Source organism: Microbacterium sp. 5K110, assembly GCF_005774735.1.
Taxonomy (GTDB): domain Bacteria; phylum Actinomycetota; class Actinomycetes; order Actinomycetales; family Microbacteriaceae; genus Microbacterium.
Genome location: NZ_VBUM01000095.1, coordinates 1 through 12,967, shown reverse-complemented (window position 1 = coordinate 12,967; position 12,967 = coordinate 1). Strand labels below are relative to the sequence as shown.

Sequence of the window (12,967 nt, the reverse complement as noted above, 5' to 3'; positions counted from 1 at the left end):
GCCCGGCGCGCACCTCGGCCGCCGTTCGCTCCGAGCCGTCCTTCGCCCCGCAGCGCACCTCGTCCGAGCACCTGCCCTCCGCCGAGGTCTTCACCCGCAACGTCGTCCGCGGCGTGCTCGAGGTGTTCGCGGGGGTGCGCGAAGCGGAGCAGCTGGCGCGGTGGACGACCGAGGAGGTCTACCGCGCCATCGTGGTGCGCGCGGGGCTCGCGGCCCGCGCGCGCAGCGCGCGACGCATGCCGACCCCGCGCGACGTGCACCAGATCCGGTCGGTGCACCTCTTCTCGCCGTCCGACGGGGTCGTCGAAGCGACCGTCATCGCCTCCGCCCGCACCCGTACACGCGCGATCGCTCTGCGCGTGGAAGGCCTGGACGGACGCTGGCGCGTGACCGCGCTGGCGCTGCTCTGACCTCGGCTCAGGGCCGCCAAGAGGCCAAGAAGTTGCCCAGGCGCTCGATGGCATCCGAGATCACGCGTGCCTCAGGGAGCGTCACGATGCGCACGTGGTCGGTCGCGGGCCAGTTGAAGCCCGATCCCTGCACGAGCAGCACGTGCTCGGCGATCAGGAAGTCGTGGACGAACTTGGCGTCGTCGGGGATCTCGTACACGTCGGGATCGAACCGCGGGAAGGCGTACAGCGCACCGCGCGGCAGCACGCACGACACGCCCGGGATCGCTTCGAGGCCCTGCCACGCGGCATCCCGCTGCTCGTGCAGACGGCCGGCCGGTGCGATGAGTCCGTCGATCGACTGCACGCCGGACAGCGCCGCCTGGACGGCGAACTGCGCGGGCACGTTCGGGCACAGACGGGTGGATGCCAGCAGGTTGATGCCGTGCAGGAACCCCTCGGCGTGGTCCTGGGGACCGGTGATGACGAGCCAGCCCGAACGGTAGCCCGCGACGCGGTAGGTCTTGGACAGGCCGTTGAAGGTCAGGCACAGCAGGTCGGGCGCGACGGTGGCCATCGGGATGTGCACGGCGTCGTCGAACACGATGCGGTCGTAGATCTCGTCGGCGAGCACCAGCAGCGAGTGTTCGCGGGCGATCGCGGCGAGCCCCTCGAGAACCTCGCGCGAGTACACCGCGCCGGTGGGGTTGTTCGGGTTGATCACGACGATCGCCTTGGTGCGCGGGGTGACCTTCGAGCGGATGTCCTCGAGGTCGGGCTGCCACTCGCGGGTCTCGTCGCACAGGTAGTGCACGGGCGTGCCACCGCCGAGGCTCGTCATCGCCGTCCACAGCGGGTAGTCGGGGGCGGGGATCAGCACCTCGTCGCCTTCGTCGAGGAGCGCCTGCATCGTCATCGTGATCAGTTCGGACACGCCGTTGCCGAGGTACACGTGATCGGGATCGACGTGCGGGAAACCGGGCTCCTGCTCGTACCGCGAGACGACCGCACGGCGGGCGGACAGGATGCCGCGGCTGTCGCTGTAGCCGTGGGCGTGGGGCACCGAGGCGATCATGTCGCGCACGATCTGGTGCGGCGCCTCGAAACCGAAGATCGCCGGGTTGCCGGTGTTGAGCTTGAGGATCGAATGCCCTTCGGCCTCGAGCCGATCGGCCTCGACGAGGGCCTCCCCACGGATCTCGTAGAGGACGTCCTTCAGCTTCGACGACTGATCGAGGGGGCGCAGCGGGCTCATCGGTTCAGGATATCCCCGCGGCGATCCGGCCAATCGACCATCGGTGGCCTTCCCGGACGCACGGATGCCGTGCCCCCGCGAGACGGCGGGAGCACGGCATCCGCGTGCGGGTTACTTCTTCTTGCCGGCGGCGCGACGATCGGCGCGGTTGCCTGCGGCGGGCTCGGCGGCGTCGGTGCGCTGGCCGAAGGCTCCGCGCGGACCGGCGGGCGCGTCGGCGGCGGGGGCGGCGGCCTGACCGGCCTGACGCAGGCGGTTGGTCGCCGCCTGCTGCACCTGGCCGCGGTCGTTGCGGACCTCGACCTCGCCCGCGTCGTTCGCCGCGGAGTACTCCAGACGCTGGCCCTCGACGGGGGCGGGCGCGAGGCCCTTGGCCTCGACCTGCGTGACCTCTTCGCCGTCTCCCTTGCGGACCTCGACCTCGAGGTTGTAGAGGAATCCGGCGGATTCCTCCTTGATCTGCCCCATCATCGACTGGAACATCTGGTACCCCTCGCGCTGGTACTCGATGAGCGGGTCGCGCTGGGCCATCGCGCGCAGACCGATGCCGTCCTTGAGGTAGTCCATCTCGTAGAGGTGCTCGCGCCAGCGGCGGTCGAGCACCTGCAGGACGACGCGACGCTCGAGCTCGCGGAGCGCCGGGGCACCGAGGGTCTGCTCGCGGTTCTCGTACGCGATGCGCGCGTCCGAGATGATCTCGCGCTTGAGGCCCTCGGGGGTGATGCGACCCTTGTTGCCGCCGGCTTCGGCGACGACCTCGTCGATCGTGACGCTCACCGGATACATCGTCTTCAGCTCGGTCCACAGCGCGTCGAAGTCCCACGACTCGGTGTGGCCGCTGCCGGTGTGGTCGTCGATGATCGCCGTGATGGCATCCTCGATGAAGTGCTGCACGCGGTCGGCGATGTCGTCGCCCTGGAGCATGTGACGGCGGTCGGCGTAGATGGCCTCACGCTGGCGGTTGAGGACGTCGTCGTACTTCAGCACGTTCTTGCGCATCTCGGCGTTGCGGGCCTCGACCTGCGACTGGGCGCTCTTGATCGCGCGCGAGACGAGCCCGGACTCGATCGCGACGTCGTCGGGGAAGTTCGTGCGGGAGAGGATCGCCTCGGCGGCGCCCGACTGGAACAGGCGCATCAGGTCGTCGGTGAGCGAGAGGTAGAAGCGGCTCTCGCCGGGGTCGCCCTGACGGCCCGAGCGGCCGCGCAGCTGGTTGTCGATGCGACGCGACTCGTGGCGCTCGGTCCCGAGGACATACAGGCCGCCCGCCTCGGTGACCTTCGCGGCCTCCTCGGCGACGGTGTCGCGCATGGACTGGTAGACCGAATCCCACTCGGACTCGTACGCCTCGGGGGTCTCGACCGGGTCGAGTCCCTTCGCCTTCATCTCTTGCACGGCGAGGAACTCCGCGTTTCCACCGAGCATGATGTCGGTTCCGCGACCGGCCATGTTCGTGGCGACCGTGACCGCGCCCAGACGCCCGGCGCGGGCGACGATCTCGGCCTCGCGCGCGTGGTTCTTGGCGTTGAGGACCTCGTGACGCACGCCCTTCTTGGACAGCAGCCGCGAGAGGTACTCGCTCTTCTCGACGCTCGTCGTGCCGACGAGGACCGGCTGGCCCTTCGCGTGGCGCTCGACGATGTCCTCGACGACCTGGGCGAACTTCGCCGTCTCGTTCTTGTAGACGAGGTCGGCCTGATCCTTGCGGATCATGGGCTTGTTCGTCGGGATCGGGACCACGCCGAGCTTGTAGGTCGACATGAACTCCGCCGCCTCGGTCTCGGCGGTACCGGTCATGCCGGAGAGCTTGTCGTACAAGCGGAAGTAGTTCTGCAGCGTGACCGTGGCCAGTGTCTGGTTCTCGGCCTTGACCGGCACGCCTTCCTTCGCCTCGATGGCCTGGTGGATGCCTTCGTTGTAGCGGCGCCCGACGAGGATGCGCCCGGTGTGCTCGTCGACGATCATGACCTCGTCGTTCATCACGACGTAGTCGGTGTCGCGCTTGAACAGGGCGATCGCCTTGATCGAGTTGTTCAGGAACGAGATCAGCGGGGTGTTCGCCGATTCGTAGAGGTTGTCGATGCCGAGGTAGTCCTCGACCTTCTCGATCCCGGGCTCGAGCACGCCGATGGTGCGCTTCTTTTCGTCGACCTCGTAGTCGACGCCCGCTTCGAGGGTGCGCGCGAGCTTGGCGAATTCGGTGAACCAGCGGTTGGCCTCGCCGGAGGCCGGACCCGAGATGATCAGCGGGGTGCGCGCCTCGTCGATGAGGATCGAGTCCACCTCGTCGACGATGGCGTAGAAGTGACCGCGCTGCACCAGGTCCTCGCTGCGCCACGCCATGTTGTCGCGCAGGTAGTCGAAGCCGAACTCGTTGTTCGTGCCGTAGCTGATGTCGGCGGCGTACTGCTCACGACGGATCTCGGGGGTCTGACCCGACACGATGGTGCCGGTCGTCATGCCGAGGGCGCGGTACACGCGACCCATGAGCTCGGACTGGTAGCTCGCGAGGAAGTCGTTGACCGTGACGACGTGGACGCCCTTGCCCGCGATCGCGTTGAGGTAGGCCGGCAGGGCCGCGGTGAGCGTCTTTCCCTCACCGGTCTTCATCTCGGCGATGTTTCCGAGGTGCAGGGCCGCGCCGCCCATGATCTGGACGTCGTACGGACGCTGTCCGAGCGTGCGCTTGGCCGCCTCGCGGACCGCCGCGAAGGCCTCGGGCATGAGCTGGTCGAGCGTCTCGCCCGCCTCGTACCGCGCGCGCAGCTCGACGGTCTCGTTGCGCAGTTCTTCGTCGGTGAGCTGCTCGTAGTCCTCCTCGAGGGCACCGGTCGCCTTCACGACGCCCTGCAGTCGGCGGAGGATGCGCCCCTCTCCGGCGCGCAGCAGTTTCTCGAGCGGATTGGCCACGAAGCATCTCCATCTGTCGGGTGCGACGCCCCCCTGGACGTCGGCCTGCGCACAGGCATACACGCCCATGTTATCCGTGTTACCCGTTCGTGACCTGCGAGCCTGCTGGCTTTCACCCCGTCCTCGCGCCTCAAGCGAACACCCGGCTCCCGCACGGGTGCCCGGCCTAGGATCGACCCATGGCCGGTTTCTGGGGTAAGAGGAAGCGCGAAGAGCAGGATGCCGCGGATGCGGATCTGGCACGCCGCGCGGAGCTCGCCATCGTCGCCGCTGACGAACGCGTCCGCCTGACGTCCGACGAGCTGGATTTCGCCCGCGCCGAGCTGGGCGACAAGGCGACCGAAGACCTCGCGGCCGCGCTGCAGTCGGTCAAGGTGCACCTGGCCGAGGCGTTCCAGCTGCACCAGCTCAATCACGACGAGATCCCCGACACCAAGGACGAGCTGCGCACCCGCAACGGGCGCATCATCCAGCTGTCGCAGTGGGCGGAAGACCTCCTCGAAGAGCGCACCGCGGTGCTCCGGCCCAAGATCGACGCCGTGCGCCGCGCGCCCGAGACTCTCGCGCGCGTGCGCGCCGACCGCGACCGGCTGGCCGAACGCGTGCCGCACGCCCGCGAGGTGGTCGAGCGGCTCGCGCAGCGCTACAGCCACTCCGCCCTGCAGCAGGTCGCCGGCAATCCCGAAGAAGTCCAGCAGCTGCTCGACTTCGCCGTGCACACCGCAGGGGTCTCCGAGCGGCGCCGTGAGGCCGGTCAGCGCGAGCAGGCGTCGGTGGCGCTCGAGGCGTCGACCGAGGCGGTCCGGCGTGCCGAGTCCCTGCTGGATGCCGTCGACACCTTCGAGATCGAGGCGCTGCGCGCCGAGTCGACGCTCGCCGCCGTGATCGACGATTCTCGCGGCGACCTCGTCGAGGCGCGGCGCGGTCCGCAGACGCCCGTCGTCCTGCAGGCGATGGCGACCCTCGAGCGCGAGCTCGCGGCCCTCCCCGCCGCCGGAGCGCGCACCGACCCGTTCGCCGCACTCTCTTCGCTGCGTCAGGCGAACGCCGACCTCGATCTCGCGCGCGAGCGTGCCGCGCGGCCGGTCCCCTCGCAAGAGCAGGTCGAGCACGCGATCGACGACGCCGACCGTCAGCTCGCCGTGGCCCGCGGCCTCATCACCGGCCACCGCGGCTGGATCGGTGCGGATGCCCGCACGCGATTCGTCGAGGCCGAGCGGCTGCGCGCGGGACTGCCCCTCGGCCCGATCCCCGAGGAGCAGCGCGAGACGGTGCTGGCCACCGCGCGACGGACCGGAGGGCTGGCATCCGAGTCCCTCCAGCTCGCGCAGCGCGACATCGAGCAGTCCCGGCCCGACGACTGGGGCGGCAACGGGTACGGTGGCGGCGGATCCGGCCGCGGCGGCGGCATGGGCGGCGGCAACATGGTCGGCGGCATGCTCGGCGGCCTCGTCATCGGTTCCCTGCTGGGCGACATCTTCGACGGCTGAGCCGTCGCCGATACGCGAAAGCGGGGCCCCGTCCGATGGACGGGGCCCCGCTTCGTGCGTTCGTGATCAGGACGCGACGCGCTCCTCGGGCGACGCCTGCGTCCCCAAGGCGATGACGCCGTAGTCCCAGCCCTTGCGGCGATAGACCACGCTGGGGTGGTCGGAGCGGGCGTCGATGAACAAGAAGAAGTCGTGGCCGACGAGCTCCATGCGGTCGACGGCGTCTTCGACCGTCATCCACTCGGCGTCGAACTGCTTCTGCCGGATGACGACGGGCGAGTAGTCCTCTTCCGACTCCGCACCGGAGAGCACGGGGACCTCACCCGTGGCGACGGCGTGCAGCACGTCGACCGAGGCGGGCTGGACGTCGATGCCCGAGAGCTCTCCCGTTCCCTTCTCGAACTTCGCTCCGCGCGGGTGGTTCCGCGCATCGACGCGCTTCTGCTTCGCCCGACGGACCTGCTCCGAGATCTTGTCGACGGCCAGATCGAGAGCGGCGAACTTGTCGGTGTCGGTCGCCTCGGCCCGCACGACGGGGCCCTTCCCGTCGAGGGTGAGTTCGACCGTGTCATCCTCCATGCGCCCGTTGCGATAGGAGCGGTGGGTGACCTTCACTTCGAGCGACGTCGCGCGGGGCGCGAGGTGCTCGATCCGGCTGACCTTCTCTTCGACCACCGTGCGGAATCGATCGGTGATACCGACTCCCACGCCGACGATGCTGGTGTCCATCCGTGACCTCCTTGTTCCGGGTTCCGCCCGGTCTAAGGGCGGAACAGCCGTCGCCTTCAGTCATCCCCACGGTAGTGGCGCGACACTGACCTGTCACGTACCAATCACCTCCGATTCATGTGAGGATCCGCTGCGTCTCGGCGTGTCTGCGAGCGTGACGGCGAGAACCTCGTCCGCTCCCGCGGCCCGCAGCGCCTGGACCGCCTCGGTCAAGGTCGCCCCCGTGGTCACGACGTCGTCCACGATCACGACCGGACCCGGAGGAGGACGGCGCGCGACGAAGGCACCGGAGACATTCACCTGCCGAGCGCGACGGTCGAGTCCGCGCTGATCGGCCGCGGTGCGCCGCATCCGCAGGAGCGGGACGGGGCGTACCCCCGCGCGGCGCACGAGAAGGTCGACCGGGCGGTATCCGCGTCGCCGATCGGCCGCGCGCGAGGCGGGCACCGTCGTCACGGTCGCGCCGGCGGGCGCGACGGCGAGCGCCGCGGCGAGGGCGGGGCCGAGCGCACGCGCCAGTCCCGTCCGCCCGTCCGTCTTGAGGGCGCGGATCATCCGGGCGGCCGGACCGTCGAATCGCACCGCGCTCACCACCTCGACATCCACGGTGAGCAGACGCCGCCGCACGCGGGGCGCGAGCGACGCGCGGCATTCGTCGCACACCTCGACGTCGAGCACGCCGCAGCCCGCGCACGCCACCGGGAACCAGAACGCGAGGGCGTCGAACGCCGCCGCACGCCATCCGTGCGACCACAACGTCGGGAGTGGAGCGGTCACGACGTCAGGATGCCGGGTCTCCCGGGCTCCGTGGGGGCGCGGTCGCACGATCCGTGGACAGCCGGCCGAAGACGGCGCCTCGGCAGGAGCGGTCAGGACGTCGTGCCCTGCTGCACCGCGAGCACGCGGATGTCGCTGGCCACGAGCGTCCACGAGCTGCCGCGGCGGCTGAACAGGCGCCCGGAATCATCGAGGATGCGCACACTCGCGCTCCCGCCCGCGATCGCCCGGGCGTTCTCGGGGACCGGTCCGACCGTGCCGCGCCCGCCGACGCTGAGCTCGTCCAGACGAGCGGCACCCTCGACGGAGGTCAACACGCCCACCGTGGTGTCGTCGAGCCACGCGAGGTCGAACGCACCCGGTTCCGAGAACGAGAGCACGTGCGGCGGTCCGAGGTTGACCGTCGTCCCCTCGCGGACGATGCCGGCCAGCCACACCTCACGCACGCCCGCGACGGTCACGACCGCGGCGATCCGCGTGCCGTCGCGGGAGATCTGGAACGCCACGACCTCCGACGCGTCCGGCCAGGCGTTCCCGATGTCGCGGGGCACGCCCTGGGGAGTGTAGGCGCGCAGCTGGGAGGGAGCGGTGCGCGGGACGCTCCAGATCGCTCCCTCGGCGTCGATCGACGGCGGGAGCAGGCCCGGCCGATCGTCGAGCAGGTAGGTCGCCCCGTCCGCGAGGGCGCTGGCGACGGTGCCCTGCTGCGTCAGGACGGCCGCGAGGCTGCGATCGGCCTCCAGCTCGATGCTGGTCGGGGCGAGCGACTCCACCGCGTCCGACAGGGCGGGAATGGTCTCGACGGCCTCGCCGCTGAGGACCCCGAAGCTGCCGTCGGCCGTCAGCACCGCGGGCGACGGGTCGACGCGCGTCACCTTCACCGGCAGCTCGCTGGCGGCGATGGGAGTCCCGTCCACCGTCATCTGGACTTCGCTGATTCCGGCCGTGACGAGGCTGCGCGCCAGCTGGGTCTGCATGCGGTCCAGGGTCGTCCGATCCAGGCTCAGCGCCGCCCGGGGCAACTGCACCTGGGCGACGCCGCGAGAGGACAGGGTCACCGAGCGCCCCACCAGCGACAGCTCGTCGGGGAATGCGCTGCGCACGGCACCCGCGAGCCACCCGCTGGGCTGCCCGTCGACGAGCGCCGTGGTCACACGACTGGCCACGAGCGGGCGCGGGAACCACCGCACGTCGGGCACGATGAAGCTCCACGTCGGATCGAAGTACGCCACGGATGCCGCCTGGTAGACGGTCGGGAAAACCTCTTCGTAGAGAACGACGCCGTCGGGCGCGGACGTGATGCGCCACTGGTCGTCGACGCGCGCGAGGCTGAACGACAGGGTCTGAGTGGCACCGTTCACCGCCGGGGAGTAGGCCCCGTTGGCATCCACACCGGCGACGGTGGACAGTTGCACCCCCACCGACGAGCCGTCGGGCACGGCGGTCGCGCGACGGTCGGCGAGGCGGTCGATCGTCACGCGGGTGCGCGGGTCCCACTGCGTCCCCGGGGCGAGGAAGAGCTTCGCCGTCGCCCAGTCGTCGGCCGGGCCGGACCCGGCCCGCAGGAACCCCTCGACGATCTCGGCGGGAGAGGCGTCGTCCTGCGGTCCGTCGGGGACGAAGGCGAAGGCCTGGGAGTCGTCGCCCTGCGGCCCGCGGCCGGGGTTGACGTAGCCGGTCGTGGGAAGACCGGTGCAGGCGGTGAGGGCCAGCACCAGCAGGAGTCCGAGGCCGGCGAGTGCGCGCTTCACGAGGGGGTCCTCCCCGTCCGTCCGAGGGAGATCGGCTGGGTGAGGCCGAGCGCCTCGAGCGCGCCGCCCTGTTCGTCCTCGGGCACGAGCGGCAGCGGCGACCCGCCGAGCGGGCGGCCGTCGCGCGGGAGGGTGAGCAGGAAGTTCGATCCGCGACCGAGCTCGGACCACACCGACAGCGTGCCCCCGTGCAGGCGGGCATCTCCCAGGGCGATCGAGAGCCCGAGGCCCGTCCCCCCGATCGTACGGACGCGGGACGGGTCGGCCCGCCAGAACCGGTCGAACACGCGCTCGACGTCTTCGGCGCGCATGCCCAGACCGAAGTCGCGCACGCTGAGGGCCACGGCATCCCGGTCGCTGTCGACCGAGACGACGATGGGACGGCCCTCGCCGTGCTCGATGGCGTTGCCGAGCAGGTTGCGCACGACGCGACGGACGCGCCGGGCGTCCATGTCGATGGGCGTGTAGCCGCCGGGCGCGACCAGCCGCACGTCACTGCCGTGCTGCTGGGCGAGCTGCTCCATCGACGCGATGACGTCTTCGGCGAGGTGCGCCATGCTGGTGGGCTCGAGCTCGAGTTGAACGGATCCGGCGTCGTACCGGCTGATCTCGAGCAGATCGCCCAGGAGCACCTCGAAGCGCTGCACCTGCGCGTGCAGCAGCTCGGCGGCGCGCGCCGTGGCCGGCTCGAACTCCCCGCGCTGGTCGTTGATCATGTCGGCGGCGAGGCGGATCGTGGTCAGCGGTGTGCGCAGCTCGTGCGAGACGTCGGACACGAACCTCTGCTGCACGAGCGAGAGATCGGCGAGCTCCTTGATCTGCGACTCGATGCTGTCGGCCATCGCGTTGAACGACCGGTTCAACGTCGCCAGTTCGTCCTCGCCGCGCACCGGCAGCCGGACGCCCAGGTCGCCCGCGGCGAGCTTGGCGCTGGTCTCGGCGGCATCCGCGATCGGAGTCGTGACCGACCGCAGCACGACCCACGCGATCGCGCCGATCAGCACCACGAGCACCAGCCCCACCACCCACAGCAGGACCTGGACGAACGCGAGGGTCTGCGACGCGCTGGCGAGGTCGTAGCCCATGTACAGCTCGTAGTAGTCGACGCCGTCCTCGGCGGGGAACCGGAGCTGATGACCGACCAGGATGCCGGGCACGATGCGGCCGTCGTCCGAGGGCAGCGCCACCGACTGCCACCACTGCAGATCGGGGTTGGACTGCACCTGGGTGCGCAGCGCCTGGGTGACGATCGAGGAGTCGAAAGCCGGAGAGATGAAGGGCTGCGGGGCCAGCGGCGACGGCGGCCCGATGCGGTAGAGGGCGATGAGGTCGCTGGAGGACTGCTGCGACAGGCGCGTGGCGATGCCGTTCATCAGCGTCTGCGCCGCGGCGGGATCCGTGGAGTCCACCGCGGCGTCGAGCGTGGCCTGGGCCGCGGCCGTCGCGCGCTGCGCCTCGAGGAGCACCTGGTCCTTGCGGGCGGTGAACAGCTCGTTCTGGATGACCAGGGCCATCGCCACGCACGTGACGAGGATCGTCGCGGCGGTCAGCGCGACCGTGATGACGATCGTGCGGAACCGCAGCGACCGCCGCCACAGGGTCGCGAGGCGGTCACGGATGTCGCGCCAATCGATCGGCCGCCTGATCCGCGAGACCGGAACTGCGCGCACCGCGCCCGTCATGCGGGCCTCAAGCCACCGCGCCGGCGCGATAGCCGACCCCGCGCACGGTGGTCACGATGCGCGGGTTGTCGGGGTCGGCCTCGATCTTGGCCCGCAGGCGCTGCACGTGCACGTTCACCAAGCGGGTGTCGGCCTTGTAGTGGTAGCCCCACACCTGCTCGAGGAGCATCTCGCGCGAGAAGACCTGCTGCGGCTTCTCGGCGAGCGCGACGAGGAGTTCGAACTCCAACGGCGTGAGCGCGATCGGCGTGTCGCCGCGGCGGACCTCGTGCGCCGCGACGTCGACGACGAGGTCGCCGATGCGCAGCGTCTCGTCGACCGCGGCCTGGGTGGGGCGCAGCCGCGTACGGATGCGGGCGACGAGTTCTTTCGGATTGAACGGCTTGACGATGTAGTCGTCGGCGCCGGACTCGAGACCCTTGACGACGTCGGCGGTGTCGGTGCGCGCCGTGAGCATGATGATCGGGATGCCGGACTCCGCCCGCACGCGGGTGCAGATCTCGATGCCGTCGACGCCCGGGAGCATGAGGTCGAGGAGGATGAGGTCGGGACGCTCGGTGCGCCAGGCCTCGACCGCGTGCGCACCGTCGGCGCAGAACACCGTCTCGAATCCCTCGGTGCGCAGCACGATGCCGATCATCTCGGCCAGCGCGGTGTCATCGTCGACCACCAGGATCCGTGAAGTCATCGGGTGTACGTCTTCCGTCTCGGACCCGTTCGAGAACGGGCAAGGCGCCGCGGGTGGGGGCGCATCACCCCGAGCGTAGTCGACGTGTCCGCGATGCGGCCGAGCGTGCGGGGGGTGTGTGACACGATGAAGGACACAGCCGACCGCCGAGGAGGCGCCATCGTGACCGCGTACCCCGCCTGGACGCCGGCCTCGCGCGCCGGCATCGTGCCGCTCCACCCCTACGGCTTCGGCACCATCCTCGGTCGGTCCTTCGTGGCCCTCCGGCACAACCCGCGGGTCCTCCTCGGGTTCGCCCTTCTCGTGCAGACGCTCGCCTACGTCATCGTCAGCGTCGCGGTCGCCGCGGTCGCCATCGCGACCTTCGCGCGGCTCGACACGCTGGTCGAGGGCACCGAGGAGTTCGACACCGTCCTGGTCGGGTCGATCGCCCTCACCGGCCTCGCTGCTCTCGTCCTGGGCGCCCTCGCCGGCGGTCTCAGCGTTCTCGTGCAGGCCGTCGTCGTCTCCGAGGTCGCCTCGGCCGTGGTCGCCGAGAAGCCGACGCTCCGCGACGCATGGCGTCGCGTGCGGCCGGTGTTCCTCCGACTCATCGGCTACTCGCTCCTCATCTTGCTGGCCATGGCCGTCGTCCTGGCACTGCTCGGCGGGATCGCCGTCCTCCTCGGTCTCGTGCTGCTTCCGCTCGGCATCGTGGCCGGCATCCTCTTCGCGCTCGGGCTCATCCCGCTGTACCTGTGGCTGGCGACGAAGCTCTTCCTCGTCCCGTCCGCGATGATCCTCGAGGGCGTCGGTATCCGCCGGGCCATCGCCCGGTCCTGGGTGCTGACGCGGCGCCGGTTCTGGCCGACGTTCGGCGTGATCGTCATCATCTCCCTCGCGTTCGGGGTCGTGGGACAGGTCATCTCGATCCCACTGGGCCTCCTCTCCGGGGGGATCTCCACGATCGTCGCCCCCACCGGTGCCTCCGACCCCAGTGCCCTCATCGCGTTCGTCGTCATCCAGCTGGTCGGGCAGGTCGGCATCCTGCTCGTGCAGTGCATCGCGGTCGTGGTGCAGTCGACGTCGGCCGTGCTGGTCTACGTCGACGCCCGCATGCGCGTGGAGGGTCTCGACCACGACCTCTTCGCCTACGTCGACGCGCGAGACTCGGGCGCACAGGATCTCCCCGACCCGTACCGCGTGGGTGCGGGCCGCACCTGGTCCCCGGCGCCTGCCTGGGGCCCGCCGGCCGGAGCGCCCGGAACGCCGTCGGGCGCTGCCGCATGGCCCGCGCCGCCGTCCCCGGCCGGGGCC

Annotated in this window: 10 protein-coding genes; 3 read left to right on the top strand and 7 right to left on the bottom strand. The window is 70.5% G+C overall.

Annotation, left to right across the window (positions count from 1 at the left end):
• A partial coding sequence (locus FE256_RS15625) for an Rv3235 family protein (protein ID WP_252371054.1) occupies positions 1-410 on the top strand: 410 nt, incomplete at its 5' end.
• Between the two features lie 7 nt (positions 411-417).
• Here the strand turns inward: FE256_RS15625 and FE256_RS15620 are convergent.
• Positions 418-1,644 (bottom strand): pyridoxal phosphate-dependent aminotransferase, encoded by a 1,227-nt coding sequence (locus tag FE256_RS15620; protein ID WP_138177502.1) that lies wholly within the window; start codon positions 1,642-1,644, stop codon positions 418-420.
• A 111-nt stretch (positions 1,645-1,755) separates the two neighbouring features.
• Positions 1,756-4,554 (bottom strand): preprotein translocase subunit SecA, encoded by a 2,799-nt coding sequence (secA, locus tag FE256_RS15615; RefSeq protein ID WP_138177500.1) that lies wholly within the window; start codon positions 4,552-4,554, stop codon positions 1,756-1,758.
• Positions 4,555-4,733: 179 nt separating this feature from the next.
• Here secA and FE256_RS15610 point away from each other — a divergent pair, with 179 nt between their 5' ends.
• On the top strand, positions 4,734-6,044 hold the full coding sequence (locus FE256_RS15610; RefSeq protein WP_138177498.1) for a hypothetical protein: 1,311 nt from the start codon (positions 4,734-4,736) through the stop codon (positions 6,042-6,044).
• Between the two features lie 66 nt (positions 6,045-6,110).
• Here the strand turns inward: FE256_RS15610 and hpf are convergent, their stop codons facing one another.
• From hpf to mtrA, 5 genes are all read right to left on the bottom strand, one after another.
• Positions 6,111-6,773 carry a ribosome hibernation-promoting factor, HPF/YfiA family gene (gene hpf / locus FE256_RS15605; protein ID WP_138177496.1) on the bottom strand — a complete coding sequence of 221 codons (663 nt, stop codon included), beginning with the start codon at positions 6,771-6,773 and terminating at the stop codon, positions 6,111-6,113.
• Between the two features lie 93 nt (positions 6,774-6,866).
• Complete coding sequence (locus tag FE256_RS15600) at positions 6,867-7,550, bottom strand: ComF family protein (RefSeq protein ID WP_138177493.1); 684 nt, start codon at positions 7,548-7,550, stop codon at positions 6,867-6,869.
• A gap of 92 nt (positions 7,551-7,642) precedes the next feature.
• On the bottom strand, positions 7,643-9,301 hold the full coding sequence (locus FE256_RS15595; protein WP_138177491.1) for an LpqB family beta-propeller domain-containing protein: 1,659 nt from the start codon (positions 9,299-9,301) through the stop codon (positions 7,643-7,645).
• Positions 9,298-10,983 carry an MtrAB system histidine kinase MtrB gene (mtrB, locus tag FE256_RS15590; RefSeq protein ID WP_138177488.1) on the bottom strand — a complete coding sequence of 562 codons (1,686 nt, stop codon included), beginning with the start codon at positions 10,981-10,983 and terminating at the stop codon, positions 9,298-9,300. Before mtrB ends, FE256_RS15595 begins: the two co-directional genes overlap by 4 nt.
• Positions 10,984-10,990: 7 nt before the next feature.
• Positions 10,991-11,671 carry an MtrAB system response regulator MtrA gene (mtrA, locus tag FE256_RS15585; RefSeq protein ID WP_138177486.1) on the bottom strand — a complete coding sequence of 227 codons (681 nt, stop codon included), beginning with the start codon at positions 11,669-11,671 and terminating at the stop codon, positions 10,991-10,993.
• 162 nt (positions 11,672-11,833) lie between these two features.
• Here mtrA and FE256_RS15580 point away from each other — a divergent pair.
• The coding region (locus FE256_RS15580) for a glycerophosphoryl diester phosphodiesterase membrane domain-containing protein (RefSeq protein WP_138177484.1) at positions 11,834-12,967 on the top strand (1,134 nt) is incomplete at its 3' end.

Excerpts from the sequence above, each read along its gene's own strand:
- mtrA (WP_138177486.1), bottom strand. The coding sequence starts at position 11,671 with ATGACTTCACGGATCCTGGTGGTCGACGATGACACCGCGCTGGCCGAG.
- FE256_RS15610 (WP_138177498.1), top strand. The coding sequence starts at position 4,734 with ATGGCCGGTTTCTGGGGTAAGAGGAAGCGCGAAGAGCAGGATGCCGCG.
- FE256_RS15620 (WP_138177502.1), bottom strand. The coding sequence starts at position 1,644 with ATGAGCCCGCTGCGCCCCCTCGATCAGTCGTCGAAGCTGAAGGACGTC.
- mtrB (WP_138177488.1), bottom strand. The coding sequence starts at position 10,983 with ATGACGGGCGCGGTGCGCGCAGTTCCGGTCTCGCGGATCAGGCGGCCG.
- hpf (WP_138177496.1), bottom strand. The coding sequence starts at position 6,773 with ATGGACACCAGCATCGTCGGCGTGGGAGTCGGTATCACCGATCGATTC.